Raw genomic sequence first — 20,065 nt, 5'->3', positions numbered from 1 at the left:
CTTCGCGATTGCCGGGGAAATTTCAAACAAGGGATGGGCTATGGTTCAGGTTCGTAAACTCGTTTTAGCAATCGCTGCGGCGTCGGCGCTGTCATCTGGAATGGCCCAAGCGCTCGGCCTCGGCGGTCTGACCGTGAAGTCGACCCTGAATCAACCGCTGTTGGCCGAGATCGAGCTCACGGAAGTCCAGGACCTGAGTGCCTCGCAGGTGGTGCCGAGCCTGGCGACCTCTGCAGAGTTCGCCCAGGCGGGCGTTGGTCGTGTGGCGATACTCGATGACTTGACCTTCACTCCGGTGGTCAATCCCGGTGGCAAAAGCGTTCTGCGCATTACTTCCACCAAACCCATCCGCGATCCCTATGTGAAGTTCCTGGTTCAGGTGCTCTGGCCCAACGGCCGAGCGCTGCGTGAATACAGCCTGTTGCTGGATCCGCCGAAATTCTCCCCGCAAGCCGCTGCGGCCGCCGCTGCGGGCTCGGCACAGCTGCCCTCTACGGCGCCGAACGCCGCGCCGGCGACAGCGCCTGCTGCTGAAGCTCCAGCACCGGCACCCGCACCTTCGACGCCCGCACCCGCGCCTGAGCCGAAATTCACTCAATACACCACCGCCAACAACGACACGCTATGGGAAATCGCCGAGCGCGTTAAGAATGGCGGCACTGTGCAGCAGACCATGCTGGCGATTCAGGCGTTGAACCCCGATGCGTTTATTGCCGGCAATATCAACCGCCTGAAAAAGGGCCAGGTGTTGCGTCTGCCGTCGCCTCAGGAATCAACGGCACTGGCTCAGCCCCGTGCGGTTGCCGAGGTCGCCGAGCAGAATCGCGCCTGGCGAGAAGGCCGGCGCCTGCCGAGCGGCGCCCGGCAGGTAGATGCGACCCGTCGCGACCGTACCGGCCCTTCGCCTTCGCAGATCGACGCCAAGGACAGCCTCAGTCTTGTCTCGGCCAACGCCAAGCCTGGCGCAAAAGGCGCCGCCAGCGACAATGCCGATGTCAGTACCCAGCTGGCGACGACCCAGGAAAGCCTCGACAGCACCCGTCGCGACAACGCTGAGCTGAAAAGCCGCATGACCGACCTGCAAAGCCAGGTCGACAAGCTGCAGCGTCTGATTCAGCTCAAGAATGACCAGTTGGCGAAGATGCAGGCCTCGGGTGCCGCGATCCCGCCGCCCGTCGATCCTGCCAACGCGGCAAATCCCGCCAACCCTGCGGTCAGCCCCAATAGCGTCACCAACCCCAACAATGCTGCCAACCCGGCGATGCAGGCTGAGGTGGTGCCGAACGCTGCTGCCCCGGATGCTGCCGGCAAGGCCCCCAACGAAATCGCACCGGAAGACGCGTTGCCGGTAGACGGCGCAGCTGTCACCAGCGCGACGCCTGATCAGCCGTTGATTGTTCCGGCTGAGCCTGTGGTCGATGAAGACAACCGCAGCGCGCTCGACAAGATCCTCTCCAGCCCGATGCTGATGGGCATCATTGGCGGAGGGGCGCTGCTGGTATTGCTGTTGCTTCTGCTGTTGTTGGCGCGTCGTCGCAATGCGCTGATCGAGGCTGAAAAACACCGCCAGATGGCCCGCGCTCTGTCTGAAGAGTCCGACTTCGCTTCTGACATGGACATGCCGCCCAGCAGTTTCGAAGGGCTCGAGACGCCGGCACCCCATGCAAAGATGCCGCCGGCGCCGACCGTCACCGAGCCGGTCCGCGAACATCCGGCTGACGCGCTCGTTCAGGCTGAAATCCACATTGCCTATGGCCGCACCAATCAGGCGGTCGCGGTGCTTGAAGACGCCATCAAGCATGAGCCTGAGCGCAGTGATTTGCGCCTCAAACTCATGGAGGTCTATGCCGAGCAAGACAACACCGCCGGGTTCGTCGCGCAGGAGCGGCAACTGATTGCCACGGGAAAGAACCACGCTGAAGTCGAAGAACTGAAATCCCGGTATCCGTCGATGGCCGCTGCGGCAGCTGCCGTTGCCGGAGTGGCCGCAGCAGCGGTTCTGGCGTCGGAGATGGACGCCAAGTACGTCGAAGACCTGTTGCACGACGAACCTGAAGTGGCCGCTCAACCTCAGCCACATACCGAAGTGCCGCTGGACGAAGAATTCGACAACGCTTTCGACCTGAGCCTGGATGACCTGGACGGCGAGTCGACGCCCACCGCGTCCAACCGTGCCGTGGCGCAGGAAGACGCAACGCTCGACGATCTGGACCTGGACGCGCCCTTCGCCGGTTCGGCCGCTGACGATCTGGATTTCGACGCCATTCTGCGTGAGCAGCAGGCGGTTTCAACGGACGCCAAGCCTGCAGATCTGGACGATTTTGACCTCGACTTGTCCGAGGATCAGCCAGCGCTGAAGGCCGAGGACGATTACCTGCTGGGCATGGAAGACGATCTGCGAGATCCGTCGCCGGCGGTGCCTTCCGCAGAGCCGGGCGCCACAAAGGCCGACGCTGCAGACGACATCGACTTGCCGGCGGATTTCGACCTGTCGCTGGCCGATGAAATGGAAACCGATCAGGCCTCGCAAGCGTTCGCTTCCGAAATCGACGACGTCAACGCCGAACTCGATCGCTTGTCCCAGAGCCTTGAGCAGCCACCGATCGCCAAGCCATTTGACGCGCCGCCGGTGGATTCGCCTCGCTTCAATGAACAAGACGCACTGCTGGCCGATGACGAGCCGGAGTTCGACTTCCTGTCCGGCACCGATGAGGCTGCTACCAAGCTGGATCTCGCCCGGGCCTATATCGAAATGGGTGACGCCGACGGCGCTCGCGACATTCTCGACGAAGTCGTCGTTGAAGGGGATGACGGTCAGAAGACTGAAGCGCGTGACATGTTATCGCGCCTCGTCTGATCGGCTAACTCGCTTGAAAAAACGACCGCTTCGGCGGTCGTTTGCGTTTTCGGACGGGTGCTTGGGGTCGCCATTGCGCAGTGGATTAACGGCGTGTCAGGTCGATGGCGTCTTTTTGTTCGATCCGTATAATGGCCGCCCTTGCGCACATCGACAGGCTTTAAGTTCTTGGCAACTACAGACACCATGGCAGAAACGGCGGTCGCCGAACTCGCCGCTGAAGGTTTTTCCAGAATCGCATTGGGCGTGGAATACAAAGGCTCACGCTACAGCGGTTGGCAGCGGCAGCTGACCGGCGTGCTGACGGTTCAGGAAACGCTGGAAAATGCCCTGTCGAAAGTCGCTGACTCGCCGGTTTCGCTCATGTGTGCCGGCCGCACCGATGCGGGTGTGCATGCGTGCGGCCAGGTGGTGCATTTCGACACCCGGGCCGAGCGCAGCATGAAGGCCTGGACCATGGGTGCGAACATCAATCTGCCCCATGACATCAGTGTGACCTGGGCCCAGGTCATGCCCGCGCATTTTCACGCGCGGTTTAAAGCCATCGCCCGCCGCTACCGCTACGTGATTTACAACGACCAGATCCGCCCGGCTCATCTGGGGCAGGAAATCACCTGGAACCACCGTCCGCTGGATGCCGACCGGATGGCGCTGGCCGCCGAGTACCTGGTGGGCACCCATGACTTCAGCGCATTCCGTGCCGGGCAGTGCCAGGCCAAGTCGCCGATCAAGCAGCTTCATCATTTGCGCGTCACACGGCACGGCAAAATGATCGTCATTGATGTCCGCGCCAATGCCTTCCTGCACCACATGGTGCGCAACATCGTAGGCGTGCTCATGACCATCGGTGCGGGTGAGCGGCCTATCGAGTGGGCGCGTGAAGTATTGGAGAGCAGGGTGCGACGGACCGGCGGCGTGACAGCTCATCCTTTCGGGTTGTATCTGGTGCAGGTCGAATACCGCGACGAGTTTCCGTTACCGGATCGCTATATCGGGCCGCATTTTCTCACCGGCTTCACGGAACTGGACGGCTGACGCAGCTGACGGCATTTGCTACCATCCGTGACTTTCGCAAGGCCTGAGGTCTCAGTGCATGTCAGCCGTTCGCAGCAAGATCTGCGGGATTACCTGCATAGAAGATGCGCTGGCCGCCGTTGACGCGGGAGCCGACGCCATCGGGCTGGTGTTTTATCCACCCAGCCCACGTTTCGTTTCGGTGGAGCAGGCCCAGGCGATAGTCGCCGCGCTGCCGCCTTTCGTCAGCACCGTCGGCCTGTTCGTCAACGCCGAGCGCGCCGAATTGAATGCGCTGCTTGACGCGATCCCCCTCGACCTTATCCAGTTTCATGGCGATGAAACCCCGGAGCAGTGCGAAGGCTACAGTCGTCCTTACATCAAGGCGCTGCGCGTTCAGGCTGGCGACGACATCGCGGCGAGCTGTGATGCTTATGCCAACGCTTGCGGAATCCTGCTCGACACCTATGTCGCGGGTATTCCGGGCGGGACCGGCGAGACCTTTGACTGGGCGCTGATCCCCAAACGCCTTAGCAAGCCGGTCATTCTCGCGGGTGGTCTGACCTCGGCGAACGTCTCTCAGGCCATCGCCCAGGTCCGTCCCTATGCGGTGGATGTCAGCGGCGGGGTCGAGAAATCCAGGGGTCTGAAAGATCACGACAAGATCCGCGCATTCATGAGTGCCGTACACGGCGCCTAGGCGATGGCTGCGTCGGTCCGCCCGTAATGTGACGGCGGCCCGCCGGTCGCCGTCCACTAGCCTGCCATTCGCTCGTAGCAATGGCCGAATTGAGCAAACGAAGACGCACTGCGTCTCGTATGAAATTAAGAGGGGTGTAGGCGAGGGTTGTACTGGCAGGTCAGGCTTGGCGCCGACCGTCATACCGCCTTCGCGACGCCTTACCTGACATTGGTTTTAGGGCATGCGCATGGCACCGACTGCCATCGCGTTCGAGCCATCGGTACTGGAGAAAGAAAGCATGAGCAACTGGTTGGTAGACAAACTGATCCCTTCGATCATGCGCTCCGAGGTCAAGAAGAGCTCGGTGCCTGAAGGTTTGTGGCACAAGTGCCCGTCCTGCGAGGCGGTGCTGTACCGCCCCGAACTGGAAAAGACCCTGGACGTCTGCCCTAAGTGCAATCACCACATGCGTATCGGTGCCCGTGCCCGTCTGAATATCTTTCTGGACGCAGAAGGTCGCGAAGAGATCGGCGTTGATCTCGAGCCGGTTGACCGACTCAAGTTCCGCGACGGCAAGAAGTACAAGGATCGCCTCGTGGCGGCCCAGAAGCAGACCGGCGAAAAAGACGCGCTGATTTCCATGAGCGGCACCCTGCTGGGCATGCCGGTGGTGTGCAGCGCGTTCGAGTTCTCCTTCATGGGCGGCTCGATGGGCGCCGTGGTAGGGGAGCGTTTCGTTCAGGCTGCCAACTACGCGCTGGAAAACCGCTGCCCGATGATTTGCTTCGCGGCATCCGGTGGTGCACGCATGCAGGAAGCGCTGATCTCGCTGATGCAAATGGCCAAGACTTCGGCCGTTCTAGCGCGTCTTCGTGAAGAAGGGCTGCCGTTCATCTCCGTGCTGACCGACCCGGTCTATGGCGGCGTTTCCGCCAGTCTTGCGATGCTGGGCGATATCATCGTTGCCGAGCCCAAGGCGCTGATCGGCTTCGCCGGTCCTCGCGTGATCGAGCAAACCGTGCGCGAAAAACTGCCCGAAGGCTTCCAGCGCAGCGAATTCCTGCTCGACCACGGCGCTATCGACATGATCATCCATCGCCAGGAGCTGCGTCAGCGGCTGGGCAATGTGCTGGCACAAATGATGGGCCTGCCGACGCCTACATTCGTCGCGCCAAAGCTTGAGCCGATCGTCGTGCCGCCTGCACCGGCGAACCTATGACCGCACGCTCTCTGGGCGAGTGGCTTACCTATCTGGAGCAGCTGCATCCGTCCGCCATCGACATGGGGCTGGACCGTTCGCAGCAGGTCGCGGCGCAGATGGGCCTGACCCGGCCGGCGCCGCAAGTGATCACGGTGACCGGCACCAACGGCAAGGGCTCAACGTGTGCCTTCATGGCGTCGTTGTTGCGCGCCCAGGGCCTGAAGGTGGGCGTTTACAGCTCCCCGCATTTGCTGCGCTACAACGAGCGCGTGCAGGTGCAGGGTGTCGAAGCCACTGACGACCAGCTGTGTGCCGCGTTCGAGGCGGTCGAGTCCGGTCGTGGCGATATTTCCCTGACGTACTTCGAGATGGGCACGCTGGCAGCTTTCTGGCTGTTCGAACAAGCGAAGCTTGACGCGGTGGTGCTCGAGGTGGGGCTTGGCGGACGGCTTGATGCCGTTAACCTGATCGACGCTGACATGGCGCTGGTGACCAGCATTGGTGTAGACCACGCCGATTGGCTGGGCAACACCCGCGAGAGCGTGGCGTTCGAGAAGGCTGGCATATTCCGCGAAGGGCGTCCGGCGCTGTGCGGTGATCTTGACCCTCCGCAGCCATTGCTCGACAAGGCGCAGGCGCTCAATTGCCCGCTCTCGCTAAGGGGTCGCGACTTTGATCTACAGATCGGAGCAACGGCCTGGAACTGGTCGGGCACCGATGCGAACGGTCAGAGCGTTGAGTTGCGCGCGCTGCCGTTGCTTGACCTGCCGATGCAAAATGCCGCCCTGGCACTGCAGGCTTATTTGCTGCTGGGTTTGCCATGGGAGGAGGGCACCCTTCGCACTGCACTCACTGACACCCGGGTCACCGGGCGCCTGGACCGTCGCAGTTTCGAGTGGCAGGGCAAGCTGTTGAATGTCTTGCTGGATGTCGGCCATAACCCCCACGCAGCAGCCTTTCTTGCCCAGCGCCTGCAGCAAAGACCCGTCCCCGGCAAGCGGCTGGCGGTGTTCGGTCTGCTCAACGACAAGGACCTCGACGGCGTACTGGGTCAACTTGGCGAGACCTTCGGCAGTTGGGCCGTGGCGCCACTGCCGACGCCTCGCAGCCGGCCAGCAGAAGAGATTGAACAGGCATTGCAGAACCTTGGCGTTTCCGTGACGTCTCACCCGAGTATCGCGCTGGCCCTTGAGGCCCAGTGCGCGCACGCAACAGCCGACGATGAAATTGTTCTGTTCGGGTCTTTTTACTGCGTAGCCGAGGCCCTGGAATGGCTTGCTGGCGCGTCACGGAGGAAGTGACACATGGCATTGCTGGATAAAGCGTACAAACAGCGGATGGTCGGGGCGCTGGTGCTGATTGCCATCGCGGTGATTTTCCTGCCGATGCTGTTTTCGCGTCAGGACGAAGCACGTCGCGTGCAGGTCGACGCGCCCGCTGCGCCACAAGCACCGGCCCCTACGCAGCTCAAGGTCGAGCCGGTCAGCGTGCCTGAACAACAGCCGCTGCCGCAGGAACCTGTGCCATCGGACGAGGAATTGACGCAACCTGTCCAGCCCGCCCGTCCTGCTCAGCCAGTTCAGCAGCGCACCAGTCAGCAACCGCCTGCGATGCCCATTGCGCCCGCGCCTTCCAAACCTGTGGCTGCCGCGCCGAAACCGGCTCAGACCGCGCCCGCCAAACCTGCTCCGGCGCCGAGCTCTGCACCTGTCCAGGCACCAGCCGCGCCGGCGGCTGAGACCAGCCGTGTCGATACGAACGGGTTGTCGGTCACCTGGTCGGTGCAACTGGCGAGCCTGTCAAACCGTGCGAACGCCGATAACCTGCAAAAGACACTGCGCACGCAGGGCTACAACGCCTACATTCGCACCTCCGATGGCGTGAATCGAGTGTTCGTGGGGCCGGTGATCGAGCGCGCGGAAGCTGACCGCCTGCGCGACACGCTGGAAAAACAGCAGAAGATCAAAGGCATCGTTGTGCGCTTCCAGCCAGAGCGTAAGTAGGCGTCATCCCGACCGACGCCTTCCCGGCTAAAGCCGGTCCCACATTGAACGACGCCTTCCCGGCTAAAGCCGGCCCCACGGTGAACGACGCCTTCCCGGCTAAAGCTGGTCCCACGGGGTGAACTCAACCGCCCTTGTGGGGCTGGCTTAATCTCACAGAGTGTCACCACCGCCCCTGTGGGACCGGCTTTAGCCGGGAAGAGGCCAGTCCGGGCGCCCTCTAATTCAAGGGCGGATGGGCCGCGACCTTCACCAAAGTCCAATAGTTCGCCTTAATTGCTCACCATCGGCAATCGCTGCTTACCGGCAGGCGAGTGCTCTGCTAAAATGCGCCGCCTCATCAGTCTGTAGGCTGCGACGTGTCATTTACTCCGGTTGACTGGGCGATCATTGCAATTGTCGCCATCTCCGCTCTGATCAGTCTCAAGCGCGGCTTCGTCAAAGAAGCACTGTCCTTGCTGACATGGATCATTGCAGGTGCCGTCGCCTGGATGTTTGGCGGATCGCTGGCCCAGTATCTGGTCAATTACATCGAAGCACCTTCGGCTCGCGTGATTGCGGGCTGCACCATTCTTTTCGTCGCCACGCTGCTGGTTGGCGCCATGGTCAACTTTCTGATTGGAGAACTGATTCGCGTCACCGGGCTGTCCGGGACCGATCGTTTTCTGGGCATGGTGTTCGGCGCTGCGCGCGGCGCCCTGCTGGTTGTCGTTGCGGTCGGGCTGTTGAGCCTGGGCCCGGTACAACAGGATCAATGGTGGCAGCAGTCCAGGCTGCTCCCGCAATTTGTCATGGTCGCTGACTGGTCGAAAAACCTGATTCTCGGGATGTCCAGCAAGTGGCTAGCCAGCGGAGTCAGCGTACCTGTTGACATCCCGTTCAAGGATCACCTCCTGCCGCCTACAACGCCGCCGGAAGTGTTCGGTAAATCCAGTTCCACTAAGTAGGGGTTGTGTCGCATGTGTGGCATCGTCGGTATCGTCGGCAAGTCGAACGTCAATCAGGCGCTTTATGACGCGCTCACCGTCCTCCAGCACCGCGGCCAGGACGCTGCCGGTATCGTGACCAGCCATGACGGCAAGTTGTTCCTGCGCAAGGACAACGGTCTGGTTCGTGACGTGTTCCACCAGCGCCATATGCAACGGCTGGTCGGACACATGGGCATTGGTCACGTTCGTTATCCAACAGCGGGCAGCTCGACTTCGGCCGAAGCCCAGCCGTTCTACGTCAACTCGCCTTACGGCATCACCCTGGCGCACAACGGCAACCTGACCAACGTCGAGCAACTGGCCAAGGAAATCTTCGAGTCAGACCTGCGCCACGTCAATACCGCCTCCGACTCTGAAGTCCTGCTCAACGTGTTTGCTCACGAGCTGGCGGTGCGCGGCAAACTTCAGCCGACCGAGGAAGACATCTTCGCCGCCGTCGCTGACGTGCATAAGCGCTGCCGCGGCGGTTACGCGGTTGTGGCGATGATCACCGGCTACGGCATTGTCGGTTTCCGCGACCCTGACGCCATTCGCCCGATCGTCTTCGGTCAGCGTCACACCGACGAAGGCGTCGAGTACATGATCGCGTCCGAGAGCGTCTCCCTCGACGTGCTTGGGTTTACGCTGATTCGTGACCTCGCACCGGGCGAAGCGGTGTACATCACCGAAGACGGCAAGCTGCACACCCGTCAGTGCGCGGCCAATCCCAAGTATGCGCCGTGCATCTTCGAACACGTTTATCTGGCGCGTCCTGACTCGATCATTGACGGCATCTCGGTCTACAAGGCGCGTTTGCGCATGGGCGAGAAGCTTGCCGACAAGATCCTGCGCGAGCGTCCCGATCACGACATCGACGTGGTCATCCCGATCCCGGACACGAGCCGTACGGCAGCGCTGGAGCTGGCGAACCACCTGGGCGTCAAGTTCCGCGAAGGCTTCGTCAAGAACCGCTACATCGGCCGTACCTTCATCATGCCCGGTCAGGCCGCGCGGAAAAAATCCGTTCGCCAGAAGCTCAATGCAATCGAGCTGGAATTCCGCGGCAAGAACGTGATGCTGGTGGACGACTCCATCGTCCGCGGGACCACGTGCAAGCAGATCATCCAGATGGCCCGTGAAGCCGGCGCCAAAAACGTGTACTTCTGTTCGGCGGCCCCGGCCGTGCGCTTCCCCAACGTCTACGGCATCGACATGCCGAGTGCCCACGAGCTGATCGCTCACAACCGTTCCACCCAGGACGTGGCCGACCTCATCGGTGCCGACTGGCTGGTCTATCAGGAGCTCAATGACCTGATCGAGGCGGTGAGCGGCAGCAAAAAGATCAAGATCGATAATTTTGACTGTTCGGTCTTTGACGGCAAGTACGTGACCGGTGACATCGACCAGCATTACCTGAACAGGATCGAGCAGGCGCGCAATGACGCCTCCAAGGTCAAGACTCAGGCCGTGAGCGCGATCATCGATCTGTACAACAACTAATCCAGACAAGGAGCAGGCGGCATGACTCAGGAATGGGATGCCGGGCGACTGGACAGCGATCTGGAGGGCGTCGGTTTCGACACCCTCGCAGTTCGTGCCGGTCAGCACCGCACGCCGGAACGCGAACACAGCGATCCACTGTTTTTCACGTCGAGCTACGTGTTCCGCACGGCCGCAGAAGCGGCGGCGACGTTTGCCGGAGAGATTCCGGGCAACGTTTATTCCCGCTACACCAACCCCACGGTTGCCTCGTTCGAAGAGCGCATGGCAGCCCTGGAAGGTGGCGAACAGGCCGTGGCGACCTCAACCGGCATGTCGGCCATTCTCGCCACGGTGATGAGTTTCTGCAGCGCCGGTGATCATGTACTGGTGTCCAAAAGCGTCTTCGGTTCAACCATCAGCCTGTTTGAGAAGTACTTCAAGCGCTTCGGTGTCGAGGTCGACTACGTGCCGCTTGCCGAACTGTCAGGGTGGGAAGCGGCGATCAAGCCGAACACCAAACTGTTGTTTGTCGAATCGCCTTCCAATCCCTTGGCGGAGCTGGTGGACATCAGCGCGCTGGCGCAAATCGCCCATGCCAGGAGCGCGCTGCTTGTTGTCGATAACTGCTTCTGCACCCCGGCATTGCAGCAGCCGCTGCGCATGGGAGCAGACGTGATTGTGCATTCGGCTACCAAGTTCATCGACGGCCAGGGCCGCGCCATGGGTGGTGTGGTGGTCGGGCGCAGCGAACTGATGAAAGAAGTCGTCGGTTTTCTGCGCACGGCGGGCCCAAGCCTGAGCCCGTTCAATGCGTGGCTGTTCCTCAAGGGTCTGGAAACTCTCAACATCCGCATGCGTGCCCACTGCCAGAGTGCGCTTGAGCTTGCGCAGTGGCTCGAACAGCAGGACGGCATCGAGAAGGTGCATTACTCCGGTCTGCAGAGCCACCCGCAGCATGCGCTGGCCAAGCGTCAGCAAAAGGCGTTCGGCGCCGTGGTGAGTTTTGAGGTCAGGGGCGGCAAGGAGGGCGCATGGCGCTTTATCGACGCCACCCGGCTGATTTCGATCACCGCGAACCTGGGTGATACCAAAACCACCATCACCCATCCGAGCACCACGTCTCACGGTCGTTTATCGCCACAAGAGCGCGAGGCGGCCGGTATTCGTGACAGCCTGATCCGGGTTGCGGTCGGTCTGGAAGACGTCGCTGACCTGCAGGCCGATCTGGCGCGCGGTCTGGCTGCGTTGTGATGCCGGCAGAGCGTTGGCGGCACGACAGCCACGCTGGCTAAACAAGCGAGCCTCAGGGCTCGCTTTTTTGTTCACGCTATCCAGCTTCGCTTGACCGGGAAAAACTGCCCTGCTGAAAAAAACTTCAAGCAGGCTATTGACTTAGGTTCATCACCTGCGTAAATTTCGCGGCCTCAGCGAAGCAAGGGTGATTAGCTCAGCCGGGAGAGCATCTGCCTTACAAGCAGAGGGTCGGCGGTTCGATCCCGTCATCACCCACCATCGTTGAGTGTTTCAAAGCAGCATTAAACGCTGAAGGTTACTGAGATTCAGCAGGACGAAAGTCCAAGCAATGCGCAGCGGTAGTTCAGTCGGTTAGAATACCGGCCTGTCACGCCGGGGGTCGCGGGTTCGAGTCCCGTCCGCTGCGCCATATTTTCCGAATCGGGTTTTCCCGGTTTGAGATTGAAAGCCACGGTTTTCGGTCAGTGTTTCACGAGGCAGGCCCAAGGGTCGGTTTCAACAGCGTTAAGCAGATGCAAGTCTGTGCGACAAGCAGCGGTAGTTCAGTCGGTTAGAATACCGGCCTGTCACGCCGGGGGTCGCGGGTTCGAGTCCCGTCCGCTGCGCCATACATCGCTTCGAGGCCCTTGAACTCCTTGAAGCAATAGAGAAAGCGATCCCCGGATCGCTTTTTTTGTGTCTGCGATTTGATGAAACGTCGGCTGTCTCGCCGGATGCTGCAGAGCCCGGCGATAAATGCCATGATCGCCGGCTGTTGAAGCGGCGCTGTGCGGTGCCTGATTTCGAATTTGGAGAGCTGAACATGGGCATGAATCAAACCATCACTGTCATCCCGCCGGGCGTACCGCTGACGGGGCATGTGTCGCCACCCGGTTCGAAGTCCATCACTAACCGCGCGCTGCTGCTGGCGGCGCTGGCCAAGGGCACCAGTCACCTGCGCGGCGCGCTGAAAAGCGACGACACACGGCACATGTCCAACGCGCTGCGGCAGATGGGTGTGACCATCGATGAGCCAGACGACACCAGCTTTGTGGTCACCAGCAGCGGCCATCTCCAGGCGCCGCCAGACGCGCTGTTTCTGGGCAACGCCGGGACAGCGGTGCGGTTCCTGACGGCGGCGGTGTGCACGGTCGATGGCCGCGTGACCCTGGACGGTGATCACTACATGCAGAAGCGTCCCATCGGCCCTTTGCTGGAGGCGTTGCGCAAAGGCGGTCTGAGCGCCGATAGCGCCACAGGTTGCCCACCGGTGATCATCCACGGCACTGGCGCCATCACGGCAACGCGCTTCGAGATCGACGGCGGGCTGTCGAGCCAGTATGTCTCCGCACTGTTGATGGTGGCGGCCTGCGGCGATGGGCCGATCGAGGTCGCACTGACCGGTAAAGACATTGGCGCGCGCGGCTACGTTGACCTGACCATCGCCTGCATGCGCGCTTTTGGGGCCGAGGTCGAGGTGCTGGACGACGCGTCGTGGCGCGTGTCTCCCACGGGTTACACCGCCTGCGATTACCAGATCGAGCCGGACGCATCCGCTGCTACCTACCTGTGGGCCGCCGAAGCGCTGACCGCGGGCAAGATAGACCTGGGCGTGGCGGGGGAGGCCTTTACTCAGCCAGACGCCCAGGCCATGGACGTCATCGCGCAATTCCCGAAGATGCCCGCAGTGATCAATGGCTCCCAGATGCAGGACGCGATACCGACGCTCGCAGTGCTTGCTGCCTTCAACGAGACGCCCGTTCGCTTTGTCGATCTGGCCAATCTGCGGGTCAAGGAGTGCGACCGTGTTCAGGCCTTGCACGATGGCTTGAACCAGGTCCGGCCCGGGCTTGCCTCGGTGGAAGGTGATGATTTGCTGGTAGCGTCCGATCCTGGCTTGGCCGGCACCAACAGCCACGCCTTGATCGACACTCACTCCGACCATCGCATTGCCATGTGTTTCGCGCTGGCCGGTCTGAAGGTGGCGGGCGTGCGTATTCGGGACCCCGAGTGCGTCGCAAAAACCTACCCCGGCTACTGGCGTGCGCTGGAATTCCTGGGTGTGAAAACGGTGCGTGGCGAGGTCTGAGTTCAACCGCTCTCACGGGGCCGAGTCGACCACGTATCGTCCGCTGACGTTGTGCAAGGACCTTTTCGGACGATGGGGTGGCCTGATTACCGATGTGGCTGTTTGATCGAGAGGCCTGTTCACGCCCGCCCCGTGGGTTTTCACCGTCCCGATGTATCCACACGGTTGCAAACTCTGCGTTGATCCCATGCCAGCCTTGTTGCAGACTTACCGGCGTTTTCTTCGGTCCACTTCCAGTTGACCATTTGCCCCAGGATGTTTGATGCCTAAATTACTGAGCTTTCCTACCGCGTGCTGGGTATTGGCCCTGCTGGTTGTCGCAGGCTGCTCGTCAAAGAAGCCGGCCATCTATGAGCATGAGAACTTTGACGATGCGGGCACTTTTTCTCGCACCTATCCGGTGTCCGATGCCGCGACCTGTGAAGCGGCCCGTCGGGCACTGCTGAGTCAGGGCTACATCATCACCAGCAGCGATCCCAAAGTCATCAGCGGCCACAAAAGCTTCCAGCAAACCGGCGAAACCCACATGGAGATCAGCTTCAACGTGGTCTGTGCGCCGGACGGCAGTGCCGACAGCCGCACCACGATGTTTGCCAACGCCTTGCAGGATCGCTACGCGCTGAAGAAGGTCAACAACTCGGCGAGCCTGGGGGTCGGAGTGCTGGGTTCGGTGTCGATGCCGATTGGTTCGACAGATGACTCAATGGTGAAGGTCGCCAGCGAGACCGTAGCGTCTTCCAAGTTTTACGATCGCTTCTTCGGGCTGGTGGAAAATTTCCTGCCCCCTGAGGTGAAGAAGGCGGCGCACATCGAGGAAAAGCCCAAGACTGACCTCGGCATGCCCGAGCCTGTACCCGGTAAACCTGCCGCGCTGACTGAGCAGAAGCCTGCGGCTGCACCGGCACCGGCACCTGCTGCTGCGCCAACTACGCCATCGCCGGCCCCGTTGGCCACGCCGGCAACCCAGCCTGCGCCCGCTGCCGAACAAAGTAGCGAACCGATGCCTGCGCCGGCTGAACCGGAGCCGTTGAAGGCCGAAACGGCAGCCCCTGTCGAAACGCCAGCCGCCACGACGCCCGCACCGCAAACGCCGGCCGAGCCAAGCGGCTCGCCAGCGGTTGAACCAACACCAGCGCAGTGAGCGATTAGCCGGAATTACCTGTAAGGTCAGACGCCGCGCCTCATCGCACTGATCAAGATCCGTTGGGGCGAGTAAGCTTGCCCTGCGAATTTGGGGGGGCAGGCGATTTCAATGGCGCTGGAAGATTGCATTCGCCAGCAAGCCGGCTCCTACGGATCGCGTGCACCCCGCCGATACGTCATTCGCCGCAGATCCCGTTTACGCGCGTGTACCGCGTCGATGCGTCATTCGCCGCAGATCCCGCATACGCACGCGTACCCGTCGATACGTCGTCCGCCGCAGATTCCGCATACGCAGGCGTACCCGTCGATACGTCATTCGCCGCAGATCCCGTGTACACCCCGTAGTTATGTCATCCGCTACAGATCCCGTGTAGGAGCGCGCTTGCCCGCGATGCGGTGTGTCAGGCAAAGATGATGCACCTGGAAGAATGCATTCGCCAGCAAGCAGGGTCCCACGGACGTCATTCCCCCACCGATACGTCGTTCGCCGCAGATCCCGGCGTACGCGCGCGTACCCGTCGATACGTCATCCGCCGGAGATCCTGTGTACATCCCGTGGTTGCGTCATCCGCTACAGATCCCATGTAGGAGCGCGCTTGCCCGCGATGCGGTGTGTCAGGCAACGATGATGCAGCTGGAAGAATGCATTCGCCAGCAAGCAGGGTCCCACGGACGTCATTCCCCCACCGATACGTCATCCGCCGCAGGGCCCGCGTACGCACGCGCACCCCGTCGATACGTCATCCGCCACAGATCCCCTGTAGGAGCGCGCTTGCCCGCGAAGGCGTTGGGTCAGGCGATGTTAAGGGGGCGGGCAGATTGTATTCGCCAGCCATCACCCCAAAAACAGCTTGTACGCAGGGTTTCTGGTTTCGTCCCAGTACGGATAGCCAATCTCGGCCAGCGCCTGCGGCACCAGATGCCGCTCATCCTCCGGCACCACCAGGCCCGCGACCACTCGTCCATCCGCCGAGCCATGGTTGCGGTAGTGGAACATCGAGATATTCCACCGACCGCCCAGCTTGTTGAGAAAGTTGAACAGCGCCCCCGGCCGCTCGGGGAATTCAAAACGCATCACCACCTCGTCGCTCACCCGCTCCGAATGGCCACCCACCATGTGGCGTAAATGCAGCTTGGCCAGTTCGTTGTCGGTGAGGTCGAGCACCGGAAAGCCCTGCTCGGTGAGGCTCGCGATCAACACCTTGCGCGGGTCGGTGTCGGGGTGGGTCTGCACGCCGACAAAGATGTGCGCTTCGAGATCGGTGTGGTAGCGGTAGTTGAATTCGGTGATCTGCCGCTTGCCGATGGCTTCGCAGAACGCCTTGAAGCTGCCCGGCTGCTCGGGAATGGTCACGGCAATGATGGCTTCGCGGCCTTCGCCCAGCTCGGCGCGCTCTGCCACATGCCGCAAACGGTCAAAATTGACGTTGGCGCCGGAGTCGATGGCGACAAACGTTTGCGCGGTGACTTCGTATTGCTCGGTGTACTTCTTGATCCCGGCCACGCCCAGGGCGCCGGAGGGTTCGGTGATTGAGCGGGTATCGTCGTAGATGTCCTTGATCGCCGCGCAAATCTCGTCAGTGCTGACGGTGATCACTTCATCGACGTAGTCCTTGCAGATCTCGAAGGTGTAATGGCCGATCTGCGCCACGGCCACGCCATCGGCAAACAGCCCGACCTGCTGCAAGACCACCCGCTCGCCGTAGGCCATCGCCTGCTGCAGGCAGTTGGAATCGTCCGGCTCCACGCCGATCACCTTGATCTCCGGGCGCAGGTATTTCACGTACGCCGCGATGCCGGCGATCAACCCGCCACCACCCACCGGGACGAAGATCGCGTCCAGGGGGCCCTGATGCTGACGCAGGATCTCCATTGCCACCGTGCCTTGCCCGGCAATGGTGTCGGGGTCGTCATACGGGTGGACGTAAACGTAGCCGTGTTCCTCGACCAGCTGCAGCGAATGCGCCAGCGCCTCGGGAAACGAGTCGCCGTGCAGTACGACCTTTCCGCCACGCGAGCGGACGCCTTCGATCTTGATTTCCGGCGTGGTCTTGGGCATCACGATGGTCGCCGACACGCCCAGGGTCTTCGCCGCCAGCGCCAGGCCCTGCGCGTGATTGCCAGCCGACGCCGTGACCACGCCACGCGCCAGCTCTTCCGGGCTCAATTGCGCGAGCTTGTTGTACGCGCCGCGAATCTTGAACGAGAACACCGGCTGCAAATCTTCACGCTTGAGCAGCACCTGATTGCCCAGGCGCTCGGACAGCTGTCGGGCGGCGTGCAGCGGGGTTTCCACGGCGACGTCGTAGACACGGGAGTTGAGGATTTTCTTCACGTAACGATTGAGCAGGTCGCCTTGGTCGTTCGGGTGCAACGTCATAGGGGTCATTGCGCGGGCCTCGTGGTCGGGCCTGACACGATCAAAGACGCAGGGAAAAAGGCGAGGGAAGGGCGGATGATCATGTCTGGCTCCTGGTGTGTTTTTGGCCCGGAGACAGAGAGAAAAAACCCGCCTCTAGGGCGGGTTGGGTGCAAACGTCGGCTAACCCGCCATGACTGGAATGGCGGTAATAATAATCTGGCCGACGAAGTGCTTGGGTAAGTTCATGCCGCTGAGACTATGGCGAACCGAGCGCAGCCGTCAAGAGTGGATGAGCCAACCTTTTCGCGTGCAAGCGCTCCTACACGGACCGAGTGTCGTGGAGTGTTCAACCGATCTTCATTTTTTGTTCATCACGGCACTTTAGGGTGAGGGCTGTAGTCAGTGAATCTACCGTTCGATTAGAGCGGCAAGTCGCGATCATTTACACAGAATCTGCCACGAGGGCGCACCCATGGATGAGTACCAGGAAGAGCTGTTGGAATACCGGGCATCTGAGCTGGACCCGCTGGAACCTGCGGATGATGCGACCGAGCTGTAATGCCAGGTGCGTGATGCTCAGCGCGACTGCCGCTGGCTGCGTCGAAACGCTCCGGGCGTTTGCCCGGTCCAGCGCTTGAAGGCGCGCTGGAACGCCTCGGCTGAAGCAAAACCCAGCAAGTAGGCGATCTCGCCAAAAGCCAGTTCGGTGTCGCGGATATAGGTCATGGCGAGGTCGCGCCGGGTGTCATTGAGTATCGCCCGGAACTGCGTGCCCTCATCTGCCAACTTGCGTCGCAGGGTCCAGGTCGGCAGCTTCAGGCGCGCCGCCACCTCCTCAAGGTCCGGCTCCCTCCCGCCATTCAATAACGGCCCCAGCAATTGGGTGATGCGTTCGCGCAGGCTGCGAGTGCGCGTGAGTTGCGCCAGCTCCTGTTCACATAAATGCGTTAGCAGCCGCCACGTACTCGGCACATGATCGAGGTTGCGCAAACCCAGCTGCGCCTGGCCAAGGCGTAGCTGATTGGCACCGGCAGCAAAATTAACTGGCTGCTTGCAGAGGGCGGCGTACTCGTCAGCATAGGCAGGCGCGTCAAATTCGATCTCCAGGCGTTCGGCCATCAACTGAGTCCCGCTCAGCGTTGACAGCTGATGCAGCCAGCCGCTCAAGATCGAATCCACCACAAACCGGTTGTAATCGTTGTACGGATTGATCGAATAAAAGCGCAGCCAGGCGCCTTCGCTGTCCTCGTGAAAGCTTGATTGACCGCGGTAGTTCGAGCCGTAAAGGGCCTCAAATCGAATCAAGGTACGCGCCGCTTCACGGACCGTAGGCGCCTGGGCGGCGGTGATGCCGGCCAGCCCGGCGTGGCTCAGGCGACTGGCTTGACCCAAGCGCAACCCCAGCGCAGGCGTGGCGGTCAGTTCAATAGCGGCATGACCCAGACGCATGTAGCGCGGTATCGACAGCCGCGCACCGGCCTGTGCCAGCCGGGCGGCGTCCAGCCCATACTGCTCAAGTAAAGGTTGCGGATCTTTGCCTGCGCTGCGTACCGCGTCGGCGAGACTGTGGACGAATCCCACTGACAAATCGCCCAGACGCACGCGAGGAGAGTTCATCTGTCACAGCCACAGATTGATCAGGCGCGCACCTTGACCGGGGCGCACCCCTTTGGGGGCGGCACTGATGGATTGTTCGGCGATGCTTTGCCCGCCGCGGCTGGCGAAACTGTGACCGGCGCTGCCGAGGTCCCAGAATTGGCCGCGCATGAACACGCCGATACCCGCTTTGGCGGTGCTTGCCGGCGTCAGTGCCAGTCGACGCCAGGCTTCGCCTTCAGTCATGGGCTTGGCGTCCAGGTGCAGATGGGTCGCCAGCGCCTGGTGCTTGTCGGTGCGCCACGGCTGTGACCAGCCGCCACTGCCTGCCACGTAGGCCGGGACGGCGATCAGTTCGGCACCGCTGGCGTTGAGCCGCGCGTAGTTGTCCGGGTACCAGCTGTCACTGCCGATCAACGTTGCCAACCGGCCGGCCGGGGTCTGGATGACATTCAGCGGGGCGTCCTTGCCGGGACGAATGTAGCCGCGCTGGTTCCAGCCAGGGAACAGCTGACGCTGCGGCTGCCCCAACGGACTGCCGTCGGGGCCGAACACCAGACTGCTGTTGTAGAGTGCGCCATGGCCGATGTGTAACTCTCCGCCTTCCACTGTAGGACTTGGCAGCACGATTGAGCCCGCCACCAGGGTCACGCCGAACTCGCGGGCCAGGCCGCCGAATACGTTCTGGTAATCCTGCGCCATGCTGCGTGCTTTCATGCGCAGACGCGCATCATCGAAACGGCTGCTCCCGCGCGCATGAATCACGGCGTCGAGAAACAGCAGCGGATTGCTGAACGCCAGCCAGTTCATGGCTTCATCAAGGGTAGTGGCCTGATAGAACTGGGCCTTCTCGTCCACAGCCAGTAGCCAGGTGCCAATGTGCTCGGGCAGCACCACGATGGTTTTGTCATTGAGCAGCCCGTGGTCGCGAGCTTGCAGCAGATAAGACGCGAGCTTGCGATGCAGGCGCTTGACGCTGGAGTAATCGGAGGGGAATAGCTCGGGCTGGATACCCAGCAAATTGCCGTGTTCCCCAGGCTGCCCGTCGTTGATCACCACTTGAATGCGCAGGTCGGTCAGGTAATGGCCGACATGGCGCTTGCTCGTCCACAGCCCGTAGCTGACGAGCAGAATCGCCAGCACCGCAGCGGTCAGTGAACCCAGAACTTTGCGCATGTAGAAAAAATACACCCTTGGAAGCGAGCGCACAGGGCGCCATGACGTGCCGGAAGGCTACGGCAAAACGGTGCTTTGGAGAAGGCGTACGGCTGCGTCGGCGGCGCGAGACGTGCTGCTGACGTTGTGTCTGTGATCAACGCGGCCCCAAATGACCGGGGCAATGCCTGCCCTATCATCCGTGCGCGCGTTGATCATTAACTTGTTACTTACGGCCATTGAGCAGGGGCGTGGTGCTGTTTACTGTCTGCGCTATGCA

13 protein-coding genes, 3 tRNA genes and 1 pseudogene are annotated in these 20,065 nt (G+C 61.5%); 14 read left to right on the top strand and 3 right to left on the bottom strand.

Going from position 1 to position 20,065, the window contains the following annotated elements:
* Positions 1-40: 40 nt before the first annotated feature.
* From LT42_RS09090 to LT42_RS09025, 14 genes and pseudogenes are all read left to right on the top strand, one after another.
* On the top strand, positions 41-2,857 hold the full coding sequence (locus LT42_RS09090; RefSeq protein WP_037011745.1) for a FimV/HubP family polar landmark protein: 2,817 nt from the start codon (positions 41-43) through the stop codon (positions 2,855-2,857).
* Positions 2,858-3,043: 186 nt separating this feature from the next.
* Positions 3,044-3,892, top strand: coding sequence for a tRNA pseudouridine(38-40) synthase TruA (gene truA / locus LT42_RS09085; RefSeq protein WP_037011743.1), 849 nt, complete (start codon positions 3,044-3,046; stop codon positions 3,890-3,892).
* 58 nt (positions 3,893-3,950) lie between these two features.
* A complete protein-coding gene (locus LT42_RS09080) occupies positions 3,951-4,571 on the top strand; it encodes a phosphoribosylanthranilate isomerase (protein ID WP_037011741.1) in 621 nt (206 codons plus the stop codon).
* A 280-nt stretch (positions 4,572-4,851) separates the two neighbouring features.
* On the top strand, positions 4,852-5,772 hold the full coding sequence (accD, locus tag LT42_RS09075; protein WP_037013154.1) for an acetyl-CoA carboxylase, carboxyltransferase subunit beta: 921 nt from the start codon (positions 4,852-4,854) through the stop codon (positions 5,770-5,772).
* Positions 5,769-7,075, top strand: a pseudogene (folC, locus tag LT42_RS09070) (bifunctional tetrahydrofolate synthase/dihydrofolate synthase). Before accD ends, folC begins: the two are co-directional and overlap by 4 nt.
* A complete protein-coding gene (locus tag LT42_RS09065) occupies positions 7,059-7,757 on the top strand; it encodes an SPOR domain-containing protein (protein ID WP_037011738.1) in 699 nt (232 codons plus the stop codon). Before folC ends, LT42_RS09065 begins: the two are co-directional and overlap by 17 nt.
* A gap of 359 nt (positions 7,758-8,116) precedes the next feature.
* On the top strand, positions 8,117-8,704 hold the full coding sequence (locus tag LT42_RS09060) for a CvpA family protein (protein ID WP_037011737.1): 588 nt from the start codon (positions 8,117-8,119) through the stop codon (positions 8,702-8,704).
* A 12-nt stretch (positions 8,705-8,716) separates the two neighbouring features.
* On the top strand, positions 8,717-10,225 hold the full coding sequence (purF, locus tag LT42_RS09055; protein ID WP_037011735.1) for an amidophosphoribosyltransferase: 1,509 nt from the start codon (positions 8,717-8,719) through the stop codon (positions 10,223-10,225).
* A gap of 21 nt (positions 10,226-10,246) precedes the next feature.
* Entirely contained in the window at positions 10,247-11,458 is a 1,212-nt protein-coding gene (locus LT42_RS09050; protein WP_037011733.1) for an O-succinylhomoserine sulfhydrylase, read from the top strand.
* A 185-nt stretch (positions 11,459-11,643) separates the two neighbouring features.
* A tRNA-Val gene (locus LT42_RS09045) sits at positions 11,644-11,719 on the top strand.
* 74 nt (positions 11,720-11,793) lie between these two features.
* Positions 11,794-11,870, top strand: a tRNA-Asp gene (locus LT42_RS09040).
* Between the two features lie 122 nt (positions 11,871-11,992).
* A tRNA-Asp gene (locus tag LT42_RS09035) sits at positions 11,993-12,069 on the top strand.
* 194 nt (positions 12,070-12,263) lie between these two features.
* Complete coding sequence (locus tag LT42_RS09030; RefSeq protein ID WP_037013153.1) at positions 12,264-13,529, top strand: 3-phosphoshikimate 1-carboxyvinyltransferase; 1,266 nt, start codon at positions 12,264-12,266, stop codon at positions 13,527-13,529.
* A gap of 262 nt (positions 13,530-13,791) precedes the next feature.
* A complete protein-coding gene (locus tag LT42_RS09025; protein WP_037011731.1) occupies positions 13,792-14,670 on the top strand; it encodes a DUF2242 domain-containing protein in 879 nt (292 codons plus the stop codon).
* A gap of 837 nt (positions 14,671-15,507) precedes the next feature.
* Here the strand turns inward: LT42_RS09025 and ilvA are convergent.
* The 3 genes from ilvA to LT42_RS09005 form a co-directional block, all read right to left on the bottom strand.
* Complete coding sequence (gene ilvA, locus LT42_RS09020; protein WP_276209531.1) at positions 15,508-17,052, bottom strand: threonine ammonia-lyase, biosynthetic; 1,545 nt, start codon at positions 17,050-17,052, stop codon at positions 15,508-15,510.
* A 558-nt stretch (positions 17,053-17,610) separates the two neighbouring features.
* The gene (locus LT42_RS09010) at positions 17,611-18,651 is read right to left on the bottom strand and encodes an AraC family transcriptional regulator (RefSeq protein ID WP_037011729.1); all 1,041 of its coding nucleotides are present in this window, start codon (positions 18,649-18,651) and stop codon (positions 17,611-17,613) included.
* Positions 18,652-18,654: 3 nt separating this feature from the next.
* Positions 18,655-19,806, bottom strand: a complete 1,152-nt coding sequence (locus LT42_RS09005) for a carbon-nitrogen hydrolase family protein (RefSeq protein ID WP_037013149.1) — start codon at positions 19,804-19,806, stop codon at positions 18,655-18,657.
* Positions 19,807-20,065: the final 259 nt, after the last annotated feature.

The sequence above is a fragment of the Pseudomonas lutea genome (assembly GCF_000759445.1).
Taxonomy (GTDB): domain Bacteria; phylum Pseudomonadota; class Gammaproteobacteria; order Pseudomonadales; family Pseudomonadaceae; genus Aquipseudomonas; species Aquipseudomonas lutea.
The sequence above is the reverse complement of the archived record's forward strand: the minus strand, read 5'-3'. Positions and strand labels throughout refer to the sequence as shown.